General features: G+C 63.4%; 20 protein-coding genes and 1 tRNA gene. 5 read left to right on the top strand and 16 right to left on the bottom strand.

Annotation, left to right across the window (positions count from 1 at the left end; all coding sequences use genetic code 11):
• Positions 1-167: 167 nt before the first annotated feature.
• A complete protein-coding gene (locus U5A89_RS14600) occupies positions 168-1,823 on the top strand; it encodes an ATP-binding protein (protein WP_338161791.1) in 1,656 nt (551 codons plus the stop codon).
• 7 nt (positions 1,824-1,830) lie between these two features.
• Here the strand turns inward: U5A89_RS14600 and U5A89_RS14605 are convergent, their stop codons facing one another.
• From U5A89_RS14605 to U5A89_RS14640, 8 genes are all read right to left on the bottom strand, one after another.
• On the bottom strand, positions 1,831-3,282 hold the full coding sequence (locus tag U5A89_RS14605) for an MATE family efflux transporter (protein ID WP_338161792.1): 1,452 nt from the start codon (positions 3,280-3,282) through the stop codon (positions 1,831-1,833).
• Between the two features lie 96 nt (positions 3,283-3,378).
• Positions 3,379-6,078 (bottom strand): valine--tRNA ligase, encoded by a 2,700-nt coding sequence (locus tag U5A89_RS14610; protein ID WP_338161793.1) that lies wholly within the window; start codon positions 6,076-6,078, stop codon positions 3,379-3,381.
• A 47-nt stretch (positions 6,079-6,125) separates the two neighbouring features.
• Complete coding sequence (locus U5A89_RS14615; protein ID WP_338161794.1) at positions 6,126-6,722, bottom strand: ATPase; 597 nt, start codon at positions 6,720-6,722, stop codon at positions 6,126-6,128.
• Complete coding sequence (locus tag U5A89_RS14620) at positions 6,719-6,925, bottom strand: hypothetical protein (protein WP_338161795.1); 207 nt, start codon at positions 6,923-6,925, stop codon at positions 6,719-6,721. The genes U5A89_RS14615 and U5A89_RS14620 overlap by 4 nt, the downstream gene beginning before the upstream one ends.
• A 47-nt stretch (positions 6,926-6,972) precedes the next feature.
• Positions 6,973-9,027 (bottom strand): S9 family peptidase, encoded by a 2,055-nt coding sequence (locus tag U5A89_RS14625; protein WP_338161796.1) that lies wholly within the window; start codon positions 9,025-9,027, stop codon positions 6,973-6,975.
• Positions 9,028-9,132: 105 nt separating this feature from the next.
• On the bottom strand, positions 9,133-9,606 hold the full coding sequence (locus tag U5A89_RS14630; protein WP_338161797.1) for a DUF2497 domain-containing protein: 474 nt from the start codon (positions 9,604-9,606) through the stop codon (positions 9,133-9,135).
• 70 nt (positions 9,607-9,676) lie between these two features.
• Entirely contained in the window at positions 9,677-11,170 is a 1,494-nt protein-coding gene (locus U5A89_RS14635; protein WP_338161798.1) for a TolC family outer membrane protein, read from the bottom strand.
• A gap of 19 nt (positions 11,171-11,189) precedes the next feature.
• Positions 11,190-11,822, bottom strand: a complete 633-nt coding sequence (locus tag U5A89_RS14640) for a protein-L-isoaspartate O-methyltransferase family protein (RefSeq protein WP_338163069.1) — start codon at positions 11,820-11,822, stop codon at positions 11,190-11,192.
• 202 nt (positions 11,823-12,024) lie between these two features.
• Between U5A89_RS14640 and U5A89_RS14645 the strand changes: the two genes are divergently transcribed.
• Positions 12,025-12,098, top strand: a tRNA-Cys gene (locus U5A89_RS14645).
• Positions 12,099-12,273: 175 nt separating this feature from the next.
• Here U5A89_RS14645 and U5A89_RS14650 read toward each other — a convergent pair.
• The 7 genes from U5A89_RS14650 to U5A89_RS14680 all read right to left on the bottom strand — a co-directional run bounded on the left by U5A89_RS14650 (position 12,274) and on the right by U5A89_RS14680 (position 18,044).
• Entirely contained in the window at positions 12,274-12,912 is a 639-nt protein-coding gene (locus U5A89_RS14650; protein ID WP_338161799.1) for a hypothetical protein, read from the bottom strand.
• 3 nt (positions 12,913-12,915) lie between these two features.
• Positions 12,916-14,118: a ThiF family adenylyltransferase gene (locus U5A89_RS14655; protein WP_338161800.1), complete on the bottom strand. Its 1,203-nt coding sequence runs from the start codon at positions 14,116-14,118 to the stop codon at positions 12,916-12,918.
• Positions 14,078-14,743, bottom strand: coding sequence for a multiubiquitin domain-containing protein (locus U5A89_RS14660; protein ID WP_338161801.1), 666 nt, complete (start codon positions 14,741-14,743; stop codon positions 14,078-14,080). Before U5A89_RS14660 ends, U5A89_RS14655 begins: the two co-directional genes overlap by 41 nt.
• 25 nt (positions 14,744-14,768) lie before the next feature.
• Positions 14,769-15,632: a hypothetical protein gene (locus U5A89_RS14665; protein WP_338161802.1), complete on the bottom strand. Its 864-nt coding sequence runs from the start codon at positions 15,630-15,632 to the stop codon at positions 14,769-14,771.
• A 92-nt stretch (positions 15,633-15,724) separates the two neighbouring features.
• Positions 15,725-16,381, bottom strand: coding sequence for a hypothetical protein (locus U5A89_RS14670; protein WP_338161803.1), 657 nt, complete (start codon positions 16,379-16,381; stop codon positions 15,725-15,727).
• A 143-nt stretch (positions 16,382-16,524) separates the two neighbouring features.
• Positions 16,525-17,403 carry a 3'-5' exonuclease gene (locus U5A89_RS14675; protein WP_338161804.1) on the bottom strand — a complete coding sequence of 293 codons (879 nt, stop codon included), beginning with the start codon at positions 17,401-17,403 and terminating at the stop codon, positions 16,525-16,527.
• The gene (locus tag U5A89_RS14680; RefSeq protein ID WP_338161805.1) at positions 17,400-18,044 is read right to left on the bottom strand and encodes a hypothetical protein; all 645 of its coding nucleotides are present in this window, start codon (positions 18,042-18,044) and stop codon (positions 17,400-17,402) included. Before U5A89_RS14680 ends, U5A89_RS14675 begins: the two co-directional genes overlap by 4 nt.
• Positions 18,045-18,164: 120 nt before the next feature.
• On the opposite strand from U5A89_RS14680, the gene U5A89_RS14685 reads away from it, so the two are divergent.
• On the top strand, positions 18,165-18,452 hold the full coding sequence (locus U5A89_RS14685) for an ArsR/SmtB family transcription factor (RefSeq protein WP_338161806.1): 288 nt from the start codon (positions 18,165-18,167) through the stop codon (positions 18,450-18,452).
• Positions 18,453-18,458: 6 nt separating this feature from the next.
• Here U5A89_RS14685 and U5A89_RS14690 read toward each other — a convergent pair whose 3' ends face one another.
• Positions 18,459-18,875: a hypothetical protein gene (locus U5A89_RS14690; RefSeq protein WP_338161807.1), complete on the bottom strand. Its 417-nt coding sequence runs from the start codon at positions 18,873-18,875 to the stop codon at positions 18,459-18,461.
• A gap of 461 nt (positions 18,876-19,336) precedes the next feature.
• Between U5A89_RS14690 and U5A89_RS14695 the strand changes: the two genes are divergently transcribed.
• Both U5A89_RS14695 and U5A89_RS14700 read left to right on the top strand, forming a co-directional pair.
• Entirely contained in the window at positions 19,337-19,690 is a 354-nt protein-coding gene (locus U5A89_RS14695; RefSeq protein ID WP_338161808.1) for a DUF427 domain-containing protein, read from the top strand.
• 385 nt (positions 19,691-20,075) lie between these two features.
• Positions 20,076-21,089: a hypothetical protein gene (locus tag U5A89_RS14700; RefSeq protein WP_338161809.1), complete on the top strand. Its 1,014-nt coding sequence runs from the start codon at positions 20,076-20,078 to the stop codon at positions 21,087-21,089.
• Positions 21,090-21,158: the final 69 nt, after the last annotated feature.

A 21,158-nucleotide genomic window follows, 5' to 3' on the forward strand; every position in this document is an offset into this window, starting at 1 on the left:
CTGGTCCATATCGGACCCCGGCTCAGCGTCTCTTAACCCTTATCCGCTATGCTGCGGGTCGCATTGCAGGGGAGGCTTGGCGAGCGGCTAAGCCAATATTTACCTCTTTTGCCTAGAAGCGGCCTGTTAACCGGAAGCCATTCCGGTCCAAGGGACGACAAAGGCTCATGACCCATATGCCGGGCGCACGACATTTTTCCGCTGATGCGACGCCCGTGCACCATGCTTCGGTTCAGTCGCTGGGCATGGTCTTCCAGATCGCCGGGTCCAGTTCCAAGGTGCTGATCGACGCGCAACGCCTGGCGACGCTGGAACGGGACGAAGACCCCTGCATCGCCATGGCGGGGCAGGTCGGCAGCCAGGTGAAAATGCGGGTCGGTAATAGCTGGCTGGTCGCAAGCGTCCGCACCATGACATTGGATCAGGCGAGCAAAGGCATAGTTGCGGACATCGATTTCCTGGGCGAAGGCGATGAGGAGAAGCTGACCGGGCGCATCTACCGCTTCCGCCGTGGCGTCACCCGCTATCCCACGCCCGGCACCGACATCTTCCCGGTGTCGAGCCACGACATGCGCCAGATTTACGCGGCGGACGACCGCGCCAATGTGGAGATCGGCACCGTCTATCCCACTACAGATACGCGCGCGGCGCTTTATGTCGATTCGATGCTGGGCAAGCATTTCGCGTTGCTCGGCTCCACCGGCACCGGCAAATCGACCAGCGCGGCGCTGATCCTGCATCGTATCTGCGACCTGTCGCCCAAGGGCCATATCGTCATGATCGATCCCCATGGCGAATATGGCGCGGCCTTCGCCAGCAACGGCGCGGTGTTCGACGTCACCAATTTGGCGCTGCCCTATTGGCTGATGAATTTCGAGGAACATTGCGAAGTGTTCGTCACCTCCTCCGGCTCCGAACGCACGGTGGACAGCGACATCCTGGCCAAATGCCTGCTTGCCGCGCGATCGAAGAACCGCTTGGCCGAAAGCATCGGTCGGCTGACGGTGGATTCGCCGATCCCCTATCTGCTGTCGGACCTGACCACCATCCTGCAGAACGAGATGGGCAAGCTCGACAAGGGCACCAACTCGCTGCCCTATATGCGCCTCAAGACCAAGATCGACGAAATCAAGGCCGACCCGCGCTACAGCTTCATGTTTTCCGGCATGTTGGTCGCCGACACGATGCAGGCGTTCCTCGCCAAGATTTTCCGCCTGCCCTCCGACGGCAAGCCCATTTCCATCATCGACGTGTCGGCCATGCCGTCCGACATCACATCGACCGTCGTGTCGGTTCTGTCGCGTCTGGTGTTCGACTATGCCATCTGGGCGCGCGACGAACCGCAGCGCCCGATCCTGCTGGTCTGCGAGGAAGCGCATCGCTACATCCCCAACACCACCACCGGTTCGGGCCAAGCAGTCCGCAAGATATTGGAACGGATCGCCAAGGAAGGCCGCAAATATGGCATTTCGCTGGGCCTGATCACGCAGCGCCCGTCCGACCTGGCCGAAGGCGTGTTGTCGCAATGCGGCACGATCATCTCCATGCGCCTGAACAACGATCGAGATCAGGCCTTCGTGAAGGCCGCCATGCCGGAGGGCGCTCGCGGTTTCCTCAATTCGATCCCCGCGCTGCGCAATCGGGAAGCGATCATCTGCGGCGAAGGCGTCGCCGTGCCGATCCGCGTGGCGCTCGACAATCTGGAGGAGCATCGCCGCCCTGCCTCGGGCGACCCCAGCTTCACCGAACTGTGGCGGCAATCGGGCAGCGAGGCCGATATTTTGGATCGCACCATCACCCGCTGGCGCAACCAGGGGCGCTGAACCGGCGTCAGCCCGCCGGCGCAATCCGCCCGGCCGGTTCGGCATCGCTGTTCACTGCCTCCCGGCAATGCTCCTCATGCACCGGCACCAGCAACCGGGCCTTGCGCCATCCGCCGCGCGCATAGACTATCCAGGCGAGTAGCAGGGACGCCACCGATCCCACCGGGAAGCTGAGCCAGAGCGCGTCCGCGCCCAGCACGGGATAGGCGAGATGATAGAAGCCCAGCCGCACGCCGAACAAGGTGAAGCTCAGGATCAGCAAGGGTGCGACGACCACGCCGTTCGCGCGCATCACGCCGAACAGGATCATGGTGACGCCGAACATCATGAAACTCCAGCTGGCGAGCAACTGCATGTTCCACGCCGCCGCGATCGCTACGGCGTTACCGCCCAAGAACAGCGACAGCAGCGCTTCGTGGAACAGCAGGATGATGACGATCATCGCCCCGGTGATCGCCAGCAGATAGGAAATGCCATAGCCCGTGATCCGGCTGATCCGGTCCCACCGCCCGGCGCCCACATTCTGCGCCGCCATGGCGCTGACCGCCGCGCCCATCGCCATGGCGGGCATCTGGAGGTAGGTCCAGATCTGCTGCGCCGCGCCATAGGCTGCGGTCACCATCAACCCTTCGCGATTGACCAGGCCGATCATCACCAGCGCGGAGGATGACATAACGATCATCTGCAATCCCATGGGTAGCCCCTTGCCCACCAGCACGCGCATCTGGTCGGCGGCGGGCCAGAGATAGGCCAGTTCCCGGCCCCGCAGGCGCAGCGGCAGATCCCTGGCATAGGTGAAGGCAACCAGCCCGATCAGGCTGACGAAGCCCGCCGCCGCCGTCGCCGCCGCCGATCCAGCAATCCCCATCGCCGGGAATGGCCCAAGGCCAAGGATCAGCACGGGATTGAGGATGAGGTCGATCGCCACGCTGACGATCATGAAAATGAGCGGCGTGCGCGCGTCGCCGCCGCCACGCAGGCCCATCATCATCATCACCGACAATAAAGTCGCGGGCATGGCGATGAAGATGACGCGCAGATAGACGAGCGCCAGATTGAACGCTTCCCCCGGCGTGCCGAGCAGATGGAGCAAGGCAGGCGCGCCGATCCAGCCAGCGATCGCGACCCCCATGCCCAATATCGAGCAGAAGCCGACCGCCGAGCCGAACGCGCGGCGCGCCGCATCCAGATCCCGCGCGCCGGTGGCCTGCGCGATCATCACGGTGGACGCCATGCCGAACCCGAACACGACCGAGAACATCAGGAACATGATGATATTGGCGTTGGCCGTCGCCGCGAGCGCCTGCGCGCCCAGGAAGCGCCCGACCCAGATCGCGTTGATCGACCCGTTGAGAGATTGCAACACGTTGGACGCGAGCGTGGGAATGGCGAACAGTAACAAGGTAGAACCGATCGGCCCCTGCGTCAGGTCTTTGGTGCCTGGTCCTTTTGCCGCCATGTGCCTGCCTCTCCCCTTATGTGTTCCCGCGCAGGCGGGAACCCAGTCCGACCCCTGTAACTGGGTTCCCGCCTGCGCGGGAACACCTCTATCGACTTATCCCAGCCGGTCCAATGCTGCCTTCAACCGATCCGCTTCGGCCATTTTTTCCGCATGGTCTTCACGCGCCTTGGCGACTGCTTCGGGCTTGGCCTTTTCCACGAAGCTGGGGTTGGACAGGCGACCGCCCAGGCCATCCCGCTCCTTTTCCGCCGCGGCCAGCGCCTTGGCGAGGCGGGTCTTTTCCGCTGCGATGTCGATCACGCCTTCCAGAGCCAAAATCAATGTCGCGCCCTCAAGCGCAATTTGTATCTTAGGCGATCGGGATATCTCCCACTCCGTATCGACGTCTATTCTAGCTAATTTGATTATAGCATAATGCTGTGAATCAGCATGACGACGGGCGTGATCCTCAAAGTTTAGGAATGCACCACTCATCTTAGTACCGGGAGGTATCCCAAGTTCGTTTTTCGCCGCCCGGACTTTGCCGACCAAATCTATCAGCCAGTCGATCTCCGCCTGCGCGTCTGTATCGACCGCGGCCAGCGCCTGCGGCCATTGCGCGACGATCAGGGCGTTCGCGCGGTCGCCGGTCAGGTGCCACAGTTCTTCGGTGATGAAGGGCATGAAGGGATGCAGCATCACCAATATCTGGTCGAACGCCCAGCCCGCGACGGCGCGCGTTTCGTCATCCATCGCGCCCTTGGTGAGTTCGATATACCAGTCGCAAAACTGGTCCCAGACGAAATGATAGATGGCGTTGGCCGCCGCATCGAAGCGCAGGTCGGCCAGCGCCATGTCGATCGCCTGTACTGTCGCAACCGTCTCCGCGATGATCCAGCGGTTGACCGGCAGCGCGGCGGCGGGTGCCTCATGGCTGGTCGAGGCCGTGACGCCGTTCGACTGGAGGAAGCGCGCCGCGTTCCACAATTTGGTCGCGAAGTTGCGATAGCCCTCGACCCGCTTCTCATCCATCTTCACATCGCGGCCCTGGCTTTCCATCGCCGCCATGAAGAAGCGCAGCGCGTCCGCGCCGAACTTGTCGATCAGGCCCAGCGGATCGACCACATTGCCCTTGGACTTGGACATTTTCTGCCCGTCGGCAGCGCGGACGAGGCCGTGCAGGTAGAGCTTGCGCCATGGGACATCACCCATGAACTCCATCCCCTGCATCGCCATGCGGGCGTCCCAGAAGAACAGGATGTCGAAACCGCTGATCAGCAGGTCGTTGGGGTAATGGCGCGACAGCGTCTCGCTCTGCTCCGGCCAGCCCAGCGTGCCGAACGGCCAGAGCGCGGAGGAGAACCAGGTGTCTAGGACGTCGGGGTCGCGGGTCAGCACCTTGTTGCCCGCCAAAGCCTGCGCTTCGTCTTCGCTTTCGGCGACATAGCTGTTGCCGTCCGCATCGAACCAAGCCGGGATCTGATGCCCCCACCACAACTGGCGCGAGACGCACCAGGGCTGGATATTCTCCATCCAGTTGAAGAATGTCTTTTCCCATGTCTTGGGCACGATCTCGATCGCACCGTCGCGCACCGCCTGCATCGGCGCGACGGCCAGTTTCTCGGCATCGACATACCATTGGTCGGTCAGCCAGGGTTCGATCACCACGTTGGAGCGGTCGCCGAACGGCGTTTGGATCGTGCGCGGCTCGAAATGGGCGGAGACTTCCTCGCCGTCCTTGTCCTTGGTAACATGCGGGACCAGCAGGCCCAGCGCCTTCATCTCCGCGACGACCGCCTCACGCGCGCCGTCCACGCCGTCGCGCTTGAAGCGGTGCAAGCCCAGGAAGCGATCGGGGATCAGGCCGTCGGCGGTCTGGACGACATTGGCGTCGGCGTCGAACATATTGAGCATGTCGGCGGCCTTGAAGCCCGCGCGCTTGCCCACGTCAAAGTCGTTGAAATCATGGCCCGGCGTGATTTTGACCGCACCTGATCCCAGTGCCGGGTCGGCATGTTCGTCGGGCACGACCTTGAACCGGCGCCCGGTGATCGGCTGGAGAATATCCTTGCCGATCACATCCTTGTAACGCTCATCATCGGGATGCACCGCGACCGCCATGTCGGCGAGCATCGTTTCCGGCCGCGTGGTGGCGACGACGATATGGTCGCTACCGTCGGCCAGCGTCACGCCGTCCGCCAGCGGATAGCGGAAGCGCCAGAAGCCGCCCTTCGTCTCGACCGTCTCGACCTCCAGGTCCGAAATGGCCGAGCGGAAATGCGGATCCCAATTCACCAGCCGCTTGTCGCGATAGAGCAGGCCGCGCTTGTGCAGTTCCACGAAGGTCTTGACGACCGCCTTGGAAAACCCCTCGTCCATGGTGAAGCGTTCGTTGGCCCAGTCCATGGAACAGCCCAGCCGCCGCAACTGGCCGGTGATGGTGCCGCCGCTCTCCGCCTTCCACTCCCACACCTTGGCGACAAATTCGTCGCGGGTGAAGTCGGTGCGCTTCTGCTGCTTGGCGTTGAGCTGCCGTTCGACCACCATCTGCGTCGCGATGCCCGCATGATCGGTGCCGACCACCCACAACGCATCCTTGCCGCGTAGCCGCTCGTAGCGGATTACGATGTCCTGCAACGTATTGTCGAGCGCATGGCCGATATGCAGGCTACCCGTGACATTCGGCGGCGGGTTCACGATGGTGAAGGGCGTCGCGTCCGGCCGTTCGGGGCGGAACAGGCCGTTGGCTTCCCAATGGGCGTACCAGCGGGATTCGATGTCGGCGGGGTCGAAGGTTTTCGGCAATTCGGTCATGATCGCGCTTTAACGCCTGCGGCACGACACGCAAGAGAGGCGAAGCGTCAGATCAGGCTATCCATGATCTCCGGCGGCAAACCGGACCGGATGGTAATGCCGCCATCGCCCTTTCGCGCGACCAGTTGCGGTTCGGACAGGCTGTTGTCGAACAGCCACGCCCGGTCCGCACGATCGAAGAACCAGCGCAATTGCGTAAAGGATCGCGCTCGCCGCGCCGCCACTTTGTCGGGCGGCACGTCATGACCGCCCTTGGCGACGCGATAGGCGATACGCTCCAATTGCCGTTCAACCGAATCGAGATAGACGTAGATCAGCAGGATCTCGAAGCCCTTGGTCTGCGCCTTCTCCACCAACCGTCGATATTTGGGGCTGGACAGCACGGTTTCGACGCCGATCGTCTGGTGCACGTCGATCGACGCGTCCAGCCATGCCTCGATCCGCTGCACCGCCGTCAGATTGGCCGCCTCCTGATCCAGTTGTTCGCTGTCCCGCAGGCGGGCGGTCAGCAAATCGGGATTGATGATCCACACCGATCCATCGAACTCGGCCACATCACTGCGACCATAGGCGGAGCTTTTGCCGCAGCCATTCGGCCCCGCCACGATCCACAGACGCGGACGGGCATGTCCCTTGCCGCTCAATCCTTGGCCTGGATCGCGCGATTCTCTTCACGCGCCTTGCGGACGCTTGCCTTGAAGGAAGCCAGAAATTCCGCGCCGAAATTGGGGCTGTCGGCATCGACCACGCGCAGTTTCACGGCCTTACCGTCCTTGTGGACGAGACGATATTTGGGCTTGCCCGGCTTGCCCATGTCGATGGGACCATCGACGATATCGATCTTCATCTTTGCCATGACATCAATATAGCAGGCTGGGCCATCCGCTTAAAGGCTCATTTCCCCGTCCACTTGTCGAGCCAGCCCAGCGCCTCGCCATACCATTGCAGCGAGTTTTTAGGCTTCAAGACCCAGTGGTTCTCATCCGGAAACACCAGCAGCTTGGACGGGATGTCCCGCCGCTGGAGGGCGGTGAAGGCGGCCAGCCCTTGCGTGTAGGGAATGCGGAAATCCTTTTCGCCGGTTACCACCAGCATCGGCGTCTTCCATTTGTCGACGTGCAGCACCGGGTTCCATTTCTCGAACTCTTCCGGCTTCTCATAATAGGGGCCGCCATGTTCCCATTCGTCGAACCACAATTCCTCGGTTTCATAAGCCATGGCGCGGGCGTCGAACACGCCGTCATGCTGGACCAGGCATTTGAAGCCGTCGGGCCACTGCCCCGCGATCCAGTTCATCATATAGCCGCCATAGCTGGCGCCCAACGCGCAGGCATTGCTGGCATCGACCTGAGCGTCCTTCGCCGCGGCGGCGGCAAGGCCCAGCTTCAGGTCTTCCAGCGGCTTGCCGCCCCAATCCTTGTTGATCGCGTCGGTGAAGGCCTGGCCATATCCGGTCGAGCCATGGAAATCCACGATCACCGCCGCATAGCCATGGGCCGCGAACGCCTTGGGATTCCAGCGATAGGACCATGAATCGTTGAAGCTGCCCTGCGGCCCGCCATGGACCAGGAAAGCAACCGGCAGCTTGTTCAGCGTGCCGCTGGCGGACGGGTTAGCAGATGGGTTTATGGGCTTGACGATCTGGCCCCAGACCGTGTCGCCATTGGCGCCCTTGAAGCTGAAGCGCTCGACCGACACGTCATCGACCCCCGCCGATTTAGCGGCGTTGACGCTGGTCAGGCGCGTGGGCTTTCCCTTGGCGGGCATCTTCCAGAAATCGGCGGGCGACTGGATGGAGTCTAGCGCATAGACGAAGCCGCCCTTGGGCAACGGCACGACGCTGCCCGCATGGCCCTTCTGCGTGAGGCGCACGACCTTGCCCGATGCCGCATCGACCCGGAATACCGGATTGTCGAGCACGTCATTGGCGGTGACCAGCAACCCCTTGCCGTTCGCTTCCCAGGCGATCGATGCGACCGATCGGTCCCAGCCTTGCGTCAGCGCCTTCGTCGCACCGGTCGCGATGTTGCGCAGCATCAGCACCTGCCGATCCGCTTCGTAACCCGGTCGCTTCATCGCGACATAGGCCAGCCATTGCCCGTCGGGCGACACGGTCGGCAGCGTGTCGGTCGCCTCGTTCGCTTGGGTCAGGTTGACCGGCGCGGCGTTGCCGTCAGCGGGGACTGAAAAGATATCAAGGTTGGTCGATAGCGGCTCGATCCGCCCCGCTTCGCGCAGCGCGAAGAACAGCGTCCTGCCATCCTTGCTCCAGGCGATTTCCTCCGCTCCGCCAAAGGGCTTGGACGGGCTGTCGCCGACCAGTGCCCCCATGACCGATACGGCCGGGCCGCCCGCCACCGGCATCACGAAGATTTGCGAGCGCTGGCCGTCCGACCATGTGTCCCAATGGCGCACGAACAGTTGGTCATAGACCCGCGCCGACCCAGCCTCCTTGAGCGCATCGGGCTTCACGTCATCGATCGTCTTCGCACCGACCGGGCGATCCGCCCACAGCGCGACCTTCGCGCCGTCGGGGCTGAGCAGGAAACCCGAAATGCCGCCCGGCGCCTTGCTGATCTGCACCGGATCGCCACCGCTCAGCGCCACGCGCCACAGTTGATCGTCGCCGCTGGCGTTCGACTGAAAATAGAGGGACGAACCATCCGGGGAGAAGACCGGCGCGCTTTCATTCTTGTCCGGCTTCGACGCGATCAACCTGGGCGCCTGCCCCGCCCTGCCGATGTTCAGCAGATAGATGTCCATCCGCCCCTTATTGCCCGGCAGATCGGTGCTGCGCAGTTGATAGGCCAGCCATTGGCCGTCCGGCGACACGGCGGGCGCAAATATGCGGTCCAGCGCGACCATATCGGCTGGCGTGAACGGACGGGCCAGCGCAGGCGCGGCGGCCAAGGCCATCGCACCGACCGCGGCGAGCAGGAAAGTCTTCATGAATATCACCCCAGGCATCGGACGGACGACGCGCAGCGCGTGTGCCGCAGCGTCGTCAGGATGCAGAGGGTCTAGGCCGCCATAAGGGCCGCCGCAAGAGCAGGCTCAGCGCCCAGTGATGCGGGCGATTTCCTTGGCGACCATCTCTTCGACCAGCGCGGGCAGGCGCGCGTCCAGCCATTCCTTGAGCATCGGCTTCAACATCGCGCGGACCAGGCCGTCCAGCGTATTGTCGCCGCCATCGACAGGCGCGATCAGCATGGAGGACAGTGCCGAGAGCGAATGGCGCGCCGCCACTTCGCTTGCCACCGACAGGATCGAATCGTCGCCGGTCGCGCTGGCGGGCGCCTTTGCGGCAGCTTTGGGCGCAGGCATCGCACTCTCCTCCGCGACCTCGTCGGTCAGTTCCAGCACTTCTTCAAGCGGCGTTTCGATCGCTACGGGCGCCGATGCGACCTTCGCCTCGGCCCGCGAGCGGCGTGGCGCGGCCTGCACCGCTTCCTCGCCCTCTTCGGCGATGATCCGCTTGATGGACGAGAGTATCTCTTCCATCGAGGGTTCCTTGGTCATATCACCCATGGATAGTCCCCGTCCAAAATCCATTGCGCATCCTTAAACCCTAAGATTACCCGGCCGGGTTAACAAGCGGTTAAGGCTGCTTGGCAGTCGCAGGATCGACATCGGCATTTTGCGTGGGCATGTCAACGGTCCGCGTCGCGACCGGCATGGGCTTGGGATCGAAGCTCCAGTCCAGCCACTTGCCCTTCACTCGTTCATAATTGACCATCGGATCATAGAGCGTACCGCTGTCCAGACCCAGATCGTCCGCTTCGGCGTGACCCATGGCGGCGATCACGCTGAAACCCGCGACATAGGCGTTGCGCTGCGCCGTCACCAACTGGACCTTGGCGTTCAGCGCTTCCTGCTCGGCATTAAGGATGTCCAGGATCGTGCGGCTGCCCACGGAATTTTCCGCGCGTACGCCTTCCAGCGACAGATTAGCCGCATCGACCGCCCTTTGGTTGGACACGATGCTTTCCAGCGACGCCTGCCAACTGGCATAGGCGGCCCGCGTCTGGGATATGACGCTGCGCTCCACCTCGATCTCGCGCTCCATCGCCTGCGATTCGATCGCCTGGTTCTGGCGCACCTGCGCGGCGGGCCGACCGCCCTGATAGAGCGGTATGGTCAGTTGGACCCCGGCGGCGGCCTGCTTGTTGATCTGCGCCCCTTCGACGGCGTTGCCGTCCGAATCCAGCGCGGTGCCGCCCAGCGTGTGGAGATAATTGGTATAGCCCGCCTGGGTGAAGCCCGCGATCGTCGGCAGACGCGCGGCCCGCGCGACCTTTACGTCATAACCGGCGGCGATCCTGCTCTTCTTGGCCGCCAATATGTCCGGATTGTCGTTCAGCGCGACCTGCACCGCGATCACCGGAGTGGCGGGAAGGCCGGGAAGCGCGGGCGGCGGGTCCAGCGCGTCGGGCGTGTCGCCCACCAGGGCGATATAATTTTCGCGGCTGGCGACCAGATTGGCTTCCGCCGTCTGCAGATCCGATCGCGCCAGCGCCAGACGCGATTGCGATTGGGCGACGTCGGTGCGCGTCAGGTCGCCGACTTCGAAGCGGTCGTTGGTCGCCTGGAGGTTGACCTCCAGCGCCTTGACGTTCGATTGGTTGAGCGACACGACCGCATTGTCGCGGATGACGTCCATATAGGCGGCGACCACCTGGGAAAAAATACTCGCTTCGGTGCCGCGCAGATTGGCCTGCCCGGCCTCTACCCGCACCTTCGCCGCCTTTATCCCGTTGCGCACCGACCCGCCCGAATAGATCGGCACGTTGAGCTGCACATTGCTGTCCACCGTCCGCTGCGGCGAGGTGAAGCTGATCGTGGGCTTCAGGATGCTCTCGGTATAGCTGGCGTTCACATTGACGCCGGGCCGCCCCGCCGCCTTCTGGATCGGCACATTCTCGTCCGTCGCGCGCTGCCCAGCCCGCGCGCCCGTTAGCGTCGGGTTGGAGCCATAGGCCTTCGCCAGCGCGCCTTGCAGGGTTTCGGCATGGCTCGTCGTCGTCAGGGCGGAGGACAGCAACAGCAGGACGGCTGCGGCACGATGCCGATAAAATTTACGCTGCGCCGTCATCTGTCCCCGCCCATCATGTTCAGAATATAAATCCCTCGGGCGCGCCGAAACCGGGCAACACCACCATTTCGATATCGATCAGGCTGCTCAGACCCAGCACGCCGCCGATCACCCGGCCGCTGCTCAGCCGCGTCACGCCGCGATCGGCGATCCCCGTCACCACGCGCGCATCCTGCCCGAGCTGCTGAACGAGCGTCGCGGGCACTTCCTCCACCGCGCCGTCGATGAACAGCAGGTCATAGGGCGCACCGTCGGGCGCACCGGCCGCGAGTGCGCCGCGCACCAGCGCGACATCCGCGACCACGATCTCCGGACCGCCCTCTTCTTCGACCGCCGTCACCTGCGCGCCCAGTTCGACCAGCAGCGCCGCGGCGTAGCCGGTCGCCGCGCCGATCAGCAGCACCCTGTCGCCCGGCACGACCTGTGCTTCGTTGAGCAAGCGCCCGGTCACCAAGGGCGGGTTGAGCGCACGCCCCCCGGACAGCGGAATGGGACGGTCGACATAGGCCATAGCCCTGCGCTCTTTGGGAACGAAATCCTCGCGCGGCACCTTCGCCATCGCCGCAATGACGCGCTGGTCGCCGACGTCGCTGGTCCGCAGCTGGCTTTCGACCATGGCGGCCCGCATCGAAGAATAGTTCTGCTCGGTCACGATAGTTCTCACTTGGTCCAGTGGGCTTGGCACAACTGTATTGGCAATGCAATACACTAAGGGTATCATCGGACCTCTAAATCAGCAGGCGGCCCGCGCCAAGCGGCTTTGCGCGACGGTCGGCAAGAATCTTGGGGCCACTGCGCCATCGCCCGCTTGACTTTGCCGCCAAAGCCGCACATTTGCGGCGTCCCACTGCCGAGGCCCGATGGCGGAGTGGTTACGCAGAGGACTGCAAATCCTTGCACGCCGGTTCGATTCCGGCTCGGGCCTCCAATTTCTTTGTCGGAATGTCGTTTAAAGTGGCTCAAGTTTCCGTTTGAGCCATTCGCACTCTGACGCTTTTTCGATACCACATTACACACAAGTATAAAGAAAAGCCGCCAGAAATCGGGCGGCCTTATCCTCCACACGTGAAAGGCCGCCGGTAACAGACGGCCTCATCTGTCATTCAGAACGGCACCTCCCACGGCCTTGCCCATGGCACCCGCCATTCCACCGGCGGCGCAAGAAACCTGACCAAAGTCATCCGCCTGGAATGCGGCGGCGGCACTTCAACGATCGGATATGCGCGACCGACAAGGATCGGGTGCTCGACCGCCCGATCGAGCATCGCACCGAGGAGATCGACCCGTTCGGATTCGACAAGCGCACGGGGCAGATAGAGGACACCACCACGCTGCTTCGTCATGATCACGAGCGAACCGGAACTGAGGACCATTTGAGCGGTGTTCCTGTCCATCCGCAAGACCAGCTTGTCCATCACCTCGAAACGCTCGCCGCTCGTGCGGTTGACCACGTTCACGCGCTGCCGATCGTAGCGGCGGCTGCTGGCGGACCAGCCGCGCACCACTATCCGTCCGTCCGGCCCCTGCGGCCAGTGAGGGCTCGGCTTCACCCGCCATGCCGCCTCGTCCAGCTCCTGCGGCGTGCAGGCGTCGATCAAGAGCGGTGATGCGAGTTTGATCGAGCGGGCCAGATGGCTGCGGTAGATCTGAAGTCGGCGCGCGCGCACCTCGAGATCGAGAGTGGCAAGCTCGAGCCTGGTCGACTCGTCTATCCTGGTCCTACGTGCGGCCTCACCGTTCATGGCTCACCACCCCGCCCTGTCGTCGTTGATCAGGTGCGCACCGTCCATCTGGAAGACAGAATGGTGCTCTCGCTCCAGATCGAGATAGAAGCCGAAGTGCTTCTTGAAACGGATCACGGCGAGCGCGGCTGCCAGCATGTTCATGTCGCTCACCTGCGCGGTGGACCCGTAGATGTGCTCGCCGGCCGCCGTCATCGGGATGCGGGCGGCATCGCGAACATGCCCGCGCATGTCGCTCGTGCTCGTTGTCACGCGAACCGCCCCCGTCAGGCCAGCTTCCGTCGCCTCCAGCCCAATGCCGGTATCGATGAACGGCAGCCCCCGGCGTTCTAGCTGCTCGACTATGATCCGGCGCGAGACGCCGACATCGATTGCGACGAAAACGAAGTCGACATGGTCGAGCAGGTGCGCGTTGTTCGGCCCCAGCTTATCCTCGTGCCCGATGATACCGGTATGCATCCGGGAGTAGATGCCGGCCAGGTGGCCGACCTTGGTGGGTCGGCTGCGGAGTTCTTGGACGGACGGCGCTCCAGGCGAACGGAACGCGTTGTGCTGATCGAAGCGGTCGTCATCAAACAGATGGATGCGCGCCACCGGGCACTTGGCGATTTGGTCGAGAATGTAGGAGCCGGTGCCGCCCAGGCCGACGATGGCGACGCTCAGCCCTTCGAGCCTGGACGTGAAGGCGCCGATCCCGTGACGCGCGCTGCCGGTATCGAGATAGGCGAAGCACGAACGCTCCCGTTCCGGCAGCATGACCTGTCCCGTGCGGGCGGTTACGTCCGGCTCGACCATCTTCGCATGGGCGGAGATCTGCTCGACGAAGGTCACCATCTTGGCGTGGAAGTCCGGGAACTCGCCGTCGAAGGGCTTGCTGCACAGAGTGTGCTCGACGACGAGACCATGGCCGAGGTCACGTCGGGCCCGGGTATGAGCCATCATGGCGAGCGGGCGACCGTCGGCGGTGTGCGGCATGTAACCCGCAAAATAGGCCATATGGCTTCGCGGCGGCACGGTGCGGTCGCCGGCAAGGTCCAGCCCGCTGACGAGCGTACCGCGACGCACGCGCTGACGCGCGTCGAGATAGGGGACATCCCGCAGGACGAGATATCCCCCCTCGATCGACATGTCGTAGCCTTCGTCGACCAGCCGCTGAAGGTCAGGACTAAGACTTATTAGTCGCTGTGACATTGAACACGGCTCCATTGACGGCCCGCAGGCGCTGAGTGGGGGCGAGGCTGCCTTCCGGCCGGTCGAGCGGACCGTGACGGTAGGTGACCGTGAACATGCTGTTCGAGATCGCGGGAACATCGGGGTAGGCGATGCCCACGAGGTCCTCGAAAGACACCTCCGGGACGGCGAGGCTCTGGCGGCTCCCGTTAACGACGATGGGCACTGTAAGGGCGCCCGCCATCTCGGGACGCGACTCGATCTTCGGGACCCAGTCCACAGTGAGGTCGACGACCTCTCCGGCGCGCAGAACGTTGCCGCCCTGAAAAAGCCGCCGCTCGTCGGCGATGCCGGCGATCCCCCGGATGTCGTGCTCCTGGATGCCGGGGGCGCCCCATTCCCACACCACGCCGTCGACGCGCAGGTGCCTGAGCGTGGCGTTGCGGTGGAGGCGGAAGTGCGCTTCGCCGACGACGCCCACGATGGGATCCCCCGGCGCGATCAGGCGGGCCCGGCCGCCATCGATGCGTATCAGCACGTCGCGGCTCTCGGGATCGCCCCCGACGGCGGTAAGCACGTCGCGACCGCTCGGCTTTGCCGAGGCGAGCTCGACCTCCCGGCCATCGACGAGGATACGCAGCTTCATACTATCGTCTTCCATCTTCTTCTCCTTGAGGCAGTGGTGGTCAGAGGGGGTGGTCGTCGCCGACGTGGAGGCGAACCTCGTCCAAGAGCCGGTCGTAGATCTGGCTCACGCTGGGATCGCGCCACTTGCAGGCCTGATCGAGCAGCGCCTGCAGGTCCATCAGGGGCGGCAGCGCGGTGCCGAGATCGTCCAGGACCTCGGCCAGCAGGTCTATGATCAGCAACCGGTAGTGATCGGGGCCGACCTTCTTCAGGTCGATGCGATGCAGATGCCTTGCCAGCACGTCCGCCACGGGCGGCTCTGGCTCGACGGGCCGCTGATGAGGAGCGTGGATCAGGGGTAGAGGTGCAGCCTGCGGCGGAGGCGCATGGATGATCCAGGTGACGGCGCTGTAGTCGAAGACCACGCCTGCCGCCTCGTCGACGAGACTGCCGTTGATCGAGCGGTCCGTCAGTCTGACCAGCAGGTCGACCATCGCGCTAGTGGCGCGATGCGCGCCCGTCACGCTGACGACCGGGTTCGCACAGCCGCTCGCGGTCATAGCGGCCGCTATGGGGAGCGGAAGTTGCACATCCGGACCCGCGCACCGCCAGGTGAACATCCACGTCCTGGCGTCGAACATGATATGGGACACGCCGGCCGCCCTTGCCAGGCGGCGCGCGAAATGGGTGCGCCCTACCCCCGCTTCGCCGCCTAGCAGCATCGGCGGCAGGACGAACCAGTCGCGACCCCGGACCCGCTGATCCGCGCATGCATCCTCCACGAAGCGCATCAGTCCCGGCTGCCAGTCGAGTTCGAGGTCGGAGACGATGCCGGAAAGCTGGAGGCGATCTCCGCCTAGCAGCGGAAGCGTGACGTCGGCTCCAAGCGACAGCGGCCGACCCGAGAAGCTCTTGGCGAACATTGCGTAGGGCATGTTTGCCCGGTTCGGATCGGACCCGGTCGGTCCGGCTTGCAGAGCGGGGCCGCCGCTCACTGGGATGAGGCCGCCCCCCATCACTCGCCCCTCCAGAAGCGCAACGGCCGGCGGCCGCCAGCGCTATCGCCTCTGGCCTTCAAGGCGCGCTCGGTTTCGCGCATGCCTGCCAGGATGTGCCGTTCGAGCGCCATAGCGCCATGCTCGGCCCACAGTTCCTCCATGTCGGCGAAGTGCTCGCGCTGATTCTTGAGCCAATCCAAGACGCGATCGCGCTCCCACCTCTCGGTGAACGTCATGCGGAAGAAGGGCGACTTATCGCTGCCGCGCTCCAGTCCAAGCGACGGCGCCTTCCTCTCCGGGTCGTAGTAATAGAGCGTGATCTCCCGCGAGAGGCGCGCCTGCTCCCGCTCATTCTCGCGCCTCCGTCGCTCCTGCTCGATCCGGACGCGCTCGTGCTCGGCGGCCGCCTCCATGATCATGCGGCCTGCCGCCTCCGGCCCGACGCGCAGCGAAAGCCGGCCCCACATGCTCCAGCTATCCGGATTTGTCCTCATCCAGTCGTAGAGCGTCCTTGCCGTCTTGGGGCAGTCCAGCGCGACGGACCACACCGGGACGATCTGCCCGTCGGCCCGACGGCGGAGGATTTCGACCATGCGAGCGTCGTCGCCCGTGCCGAGCCGGGGAACATAATTGTTCGGCTCGACGAACAAGGCGTCGGTGAGGCGTTCAGCCATGTGGAATCTCCATGCGAATGACGGGCAGCGAGGGATGCGCCCTGAGGGCGGGAATTAGGTCTTTGATTCAGTTGTGCAGATCATCCCCTCGGGGATGACTTCGATCGGTTCGCCCCGATCGGCATGTCAGCCTTCCGGGCTGATCAGGCCCAGCGGTCGCGTGCGGAAATCCTTCGCCATTCGGGCGCCGCCGAAGTTGGCCTGGCCCAGGGGGAGTAGATGTTCACCATCAGCCAAGCCTCCTCCTCATCGCGGTCGGCGATCTCACGGCACCATATCCGGTCTCCCGGATCCCAGCGATACCCACGAGCCTTGAGGTCATCCTTGCGCTCGTACGCAGCGCCGGCGGCGCGGACCATCCAGCTGTCCTGCGCCGACCGGGCTACCAGTTCCGCCATCGCCGAACGCCCCGGCGCCACCTCGTGCGCCAGAAGTGCGATCGTGCTGTCCACGTCCGCGGCCGCGCGGTGGGCACCATTGAAGTATCCGGCCTGCGACAGCAGATAACCCAGACTCCGTCCGTCGAAGCCGAAGTCGCGCCAATTGATCTCGACGCAACTGCAGCCCCAAGCCGAACCAACTGCCTTCGGGAGCCGCGCCTCGACACGAGGTCGGTCGAAGGAGGCGTTGTGGGCCACCACCAGATCGGCACGGCGCAGGATGCGGGTTGCCAACCCCTCGTCGATCGACTGATCTCTGAGCATTTCATCATCGAGACCGGTGAGCTTCATGATCTCCGGCGTCAGCGGGCGCCCGGGATCCTGAAACCAGGTGAAGGATCTACCAATGTCGGTGACCCACCCCTCTGTGTCGTATCGGAACTGCCGCATGGCGAGCTCGATTATTACGTCGCGCTTGGCGTCCAGGCCGGTCGTCTCGACATCAACCACCACCGCCACTTTTGCAGTAGCGGGATCACCGGCACCCGTTGGCCCCTCCTTCAGGTCGAGCCGATAGAGCCGCCGGGTCTCGCCTCCCGCAAACCGGGGGCGAACAGCCAATGATGCAGTGCCTTCCGTCAAGCGCCTGCCTTCGCTGCCACCCGTCGATCAACGCGGCGGCACGCATTCGCCCGACCGGGAGCGCGAGGATGCTTGGGCGCGTGGCGCACCGGTGTGCGGAAGTTCGGCACAACCAGGCTCACCTGCCCATTCCCCACCACCTCGGCATGCCCGCGATGGCCAGGCGACTGCGAATTCGCGAAGGCCTCATCGATGAAGTCCATATCAGGGTCGTCATCATCGTCCATCAGTTCGTCAATCTGACTGGGCAATGCGTCGAGGCCGACGGACAGGCCGTGCAGGACGATCGCGCGGCTGAAACCTGTCCGCTCGAGGCACGCTTCCAGCGCAATGCGCCCCTCGAAGAGCCGCCGAGGCGTCATCATCCAGGCGACCGGATCGTGGTCGATCCCCTCGCGCTCGAAACGGGCCGCGGTCTCGGCCGCCACGAACGCCATGCGGCAAAGTGCGCGTCGCGTTGTCACGATCCGGAAGTCGGTTTCGCTATCCTGACCCAAAGGGTCCTCGACCTCCCAGCGATCATATTGCGGGTGGATGGTTGGTTCGTTCGATTTGACAGGATTTTCCATGTGTCTCATCTCCGTCACCAGGGTTGGTGGCTTCTTCGTCTCCTCGCGGTCCGGTATCTCGACCGCTTGCACGTGACATAGGCACAATTGTTCAATTATTCAAGAACTATCGTATAATATCTGCGATTTTTTTCGTATGGAATTCTCAGAGGGAGGCTAGGAAAATGTTCAATGATTGATTATCTATGAACCATGGAAATGCCAAATCTGCCCATCTTTGCCGCCTTGGGCCAGCAGACACGCTGGCGGACATTCGATCTCCTGCTCGGTGCCGGCGAGTGCGGGATGCTCCAAGGCGAAATTGCCAAATCGCTCGGCATCGACAAGAACCTCATGTCCACCCACCTCAAGATATTGCGGGAAGCCGGTCTTGTCGCATCGGAGAAGAACGGGCGCGAGGTGACCTACCGCGTGACGCCAGCCGTAGCACGCGAGGCCGCTTCCACCATGCTCAAGGCGATCGATGGGGCCCGAGCTTGACGCTCATCAGCCAGACCTCTGCTGGATATGGAGGTCGCCGCCCAGCCTAAGTGGACCATGGCCGCGATCACAGTCCCCGTAGTCCGCAAGCCTTCGGGAGATCTCCCTGGGGACTAGCCTCACAACGACCGGGTGATCCAGGTCGATGCCCTCACGGATATCGACATGTGGGAGCAGGTGCGAAGGCACGCGAACGCCGACCCTCTCCATCACTTCTCTGCGCGATACGACCCGGCATGCATGGAACATGCTGAAGCCATGGTCCTTGAAGTCGAGGTGCAGCATCGCGGTGTATAGGCCATCGGTCTCCGGGCGCGGTGAAATCCCGCGCGCTGCCGGATGGGCTTCAGCCCCGGAGTTGTCGAGCAGGGATACTGTGACGGTCGACGACACGCCGTCCTGCCGATGCGGAGCGATTTGCATCTTCGTCCTCCTTGTTTCGCTGCTCCGCATAGTTGGGAAGCGACGCAGATAGTTCAATACCCATTGAACAGTAACGACGTATTCATTCAGCCGTTGCGTGGACCGGCATCGTGACTGGCGTCCTCGTTCGTCCGCACGCCTCGCCTAAACGGGACCGGCGACCGTCATCTTCGAGGGGCGACAATAGCCGCCCGGCGGGCAGCGAGAGACAAGCGCAACCCGGGCGGCGGTCGGTTTGCGAGTTATCCGCCGCGCCCTACGAAGCGATGGGCTGGGCGCCTTCGCCTTACTGCAGTGAATGCGTGCTTTATGCGCGATCCCGTGGAGCTCCGGCGGTGTTGAAATCCGAGCGGAAAAGCGACCGCCTATGTTACGAGGAGGTAATCACGCGGCGTATCCGTCAACCATGCCCCCAGATGGAGGCGATCATATAGCAGGAGCTTCCTATGCCAGGAGGAATAGTGCCAGGCCCGGACCATCCGATCGACTTGGAGAAGGCAGGTCGGCGGGTCGTCGTCCGAGCCGGCGGCGCCGTTGTCGCGACGAGTGCCGGGGCGATCGCGCTAAAGGAAGCAAACTACCCAGCGGTGATCTACATCCCCAGGTCGGATGTGGCGATCGAGCTTCTCGAGCGCTCTCAGACCCGTACGCACTGTCCCTACAAGGGCAACGCAAGCTATTACCGGATGCGTGGTGGCGCGAAGGACATAGCGTGGTCCTACGAGGATCCGTTCGAGAGCATGGACGCCATCCGTTCCCACCTTGCCTTCTACCCAGACAGGGTGGATGCGATCGAGATGACCCCGCCGACCTGAAACGCATGTCGCCATGCGGAACCGGGCCATCCTCGTCACCGCCCATAGCAGCGTCAACTTGACCTGCGTCGAGGAGACAGGAGCGCGTCTGCGTCACGTGAATGAGCGCGTCTTTCGGCCCTGGCTTCGCGTCATCGGATGGGTCCGATCGGATGCTCTGCGGCTTTCGCCGACGCAGAGCTGGTAACTTCCTGGAAGCTATTGGCCGCTATCTTGGTCGAGGAAGGGGCCAAAACTCTGCATTTCGGTGTCAGGTACGCGTGGGGAAGATGCTCGCCGGATGCGCAATTCACCCCCCTGGACCCCCACCGATGAAGCGCTGGCTCGAGACTGGCATCACGAAGGGACGAAGATGAGCGCTGTGAGTATGATACCCGGTAGGCGCTTGGACGTCGCGAGCATCGCGAAGGTTGACGATGTGGGCAGTGAGCTGATCGATCTCATCGAGGCGGCGGTGGACCTGTGCAACGTCAATGGCGCGCTCGGTCTGGAGGCGTTCTCCCTCGCTCACGCACTGCGCCACGATGACGAGCGCGAGAGCTGGCAAGTCCGCGCTGTTTCTTCAAACAGTCCCTCCGGTTGCGAATTTCGGTTTGCAGTCCAACCCGAAGCCGTCGGGCAAGACGATGCAGCTTCGCTTGCGCGCAGTATACTGGATGCCGCTGAGCTATTCACTGCACTTGAAGACCTGGATGTAGCCGCAGAGGGTGACAGGGTGGCTGCGGAAAGACTGGCCGCCTCTACCGCCGATGGAACGCGGCCGATGCGCGTGGTCGCTATTGGCCTTCTCGTAAGCCCGAATGGTGGCACCGACTGGATTCTCGACGTCGATGCCCTAGGCGACGATCTGCAGCTACGCACATACCGCATCCATCAAGGTTCCAAGCCGTCGTTCGATCAGGAGCTTGAGCTTCTCGTCTCTAGGCACCGCAAGAGGCAACCGCTTCGCGACCTCGCCGCAGCATCCCGCGCGATCGGCTGGATGGATGAGGCCGCACTGCGCATCATCGAGGTCGCCGGACTTCAGACAGACCAGGTCATCGCAGGCCTTCGAAGGCACCCCCATGTCGAGTTCCCCTTCGAACGCATGCAAGGGCAGCACAGGACGGCATGCCTCTTCTGGCGGGATGGCGTCATCTTCGGCAGTGTCAGCCCACGGGCCGACGGCGAACGGTTCTCGGAAGACGAACTGGTACTTCCAGATATAAGCCTACCGGACACGGTGCTCGCGGCTTGGCAGGGTCGGCGCTTCGGCGATCTCGCCACCCATCGCCTCGTTCCGTCAGACGCCGTCGTCACGAGAGTGCAGGCGGTTTCCGGTCACATATGGATCAAGATCGTCTCGCCCAGACGTCCGGTGGCGGAGACATGCGGAATGGTAGCTGATCTACTGGTGTAGCCTATCGCCACAAAGTGCGGAGCCCCTTTCGCGCTCTGGCTCTGAACCCACAAATACTCACTACTATCG

Source organism: Sphingobium sp. HWE2-09 (assembly GCF_035989265.1).
Lineage (GTDB): Bacteria > Pseudomonadota > Alphaproteobacteria > Sphingomonadales > Sphingomonadaceae > Sphingobium.

What these genes read in the sequence shown, in the direction of transcription:
- U5A89_RS14620 (WP_338161795.1), bottom strand. Translation starts at nt 6,925, where the DNA reads ATGAAGATCGATATCGTCGATGGTCCCATCGACATGGGCAAGCCGGGC.
- U5A89_RS14690 (WP_338161807.1), bottom strand. Translation starts at nt 18,875, where the DNA reads ATGCAAATCGCTCCGCATCGGCAGGACGGCGTGTCGTCGACCGTCACA.
- U5A89_RS14660 (WP_338161801.1), bottom strand. Translation starts at nt 14,743, where the DNA reads ATGGAAGACGATAGTATGAAGCTGCGTATCCTCGTCGATGGCCGGGAG.
- U5A89_RS14600 (WP_338161791.1), top strand. Translation starts at nt 168, where the DNA reads ATGACCCATATGCCGGGCGCACGACATTTTTCCGCTGATGCGACGCCC.
- U5A89_RS14665 (WP_338161802.1), bottom strand. Translation starts at nt 15,632, where the DNA reads ATGTTCGCCAAGAGCTTCTCGGGTCGGCCGCTGTCGCTTGGAGCCGAC.
- U5A89_RS14685 (WP_338161806.1), top strand. Translation starts at nt 18,165, where the DNA reads ATGGAAATGCCAAATCTGCCCATCTTTGCCGCCTTGGGCCAGCAGACA.
- U5A89_RS14605 (WP_338161792.1), bottom strand. Translation starts at nt 3,282, where the DNA reads ATGGCGGCAAAAGGACCAGGCACCAAAGACCTGACGCAGGGGCCGATC.
- U5A89_RS14655 (WP_338161800.1), bottom strand. Translation starts at nt 14,118, where the DNA reads ATGGAGCCGTGTTCAATGTCACAGCGACTAATAAGTCTTAGTCCTGAC.
- U5A89_RS14625 (WP_338161796.1), bottom strand. Translation starts at nt 9,027, where the DNA reads ATGAAGACTTTCCTGCTCGCCGCGGTCGGTGCGATGGCCTTGGCCGCC.
- U5A89_RS14650 (WP_338161799.1), bottom strand. Translation starts at nt 12,912, where the DNA reads ATGAACGGTGAGGCCGCACGTAGGACCAGGATAGACGAGTCGACCAGG.
- U5A89_RS14630 (WP_338161797.1), bottom strand. Translation starts at nt 9,606, where the DNA reads ATGGGTGATATGACCAAGGAACCCTCGATGGAAGAGATACTCTCGTCC.
- U5A89_RS14670 (WP_338161803.1), bottom strand. Translation starts at nt 16,381, where the DNA reads ATGGCTGAACGCCTCACCGACGCCTTGTTCGTCGAGCCGAACAATTAT.
- U5A89_RS14610 (WP_338161793.1), bottom strand. Translation starts at nt 6,078, where the DNA reads ATGACCGAATTGCCGAAAACCTTCGACCCCGCCGACATCGAATCCCGC.
- U5A89_RS14635 (WP_338161798.1), bottom strand. Translation starts at nt 11,170, where the DNA reads ATGACGGCGCAGCGTAAATTTTATCGGCATCGTGCCGCAGCCGTCCTG.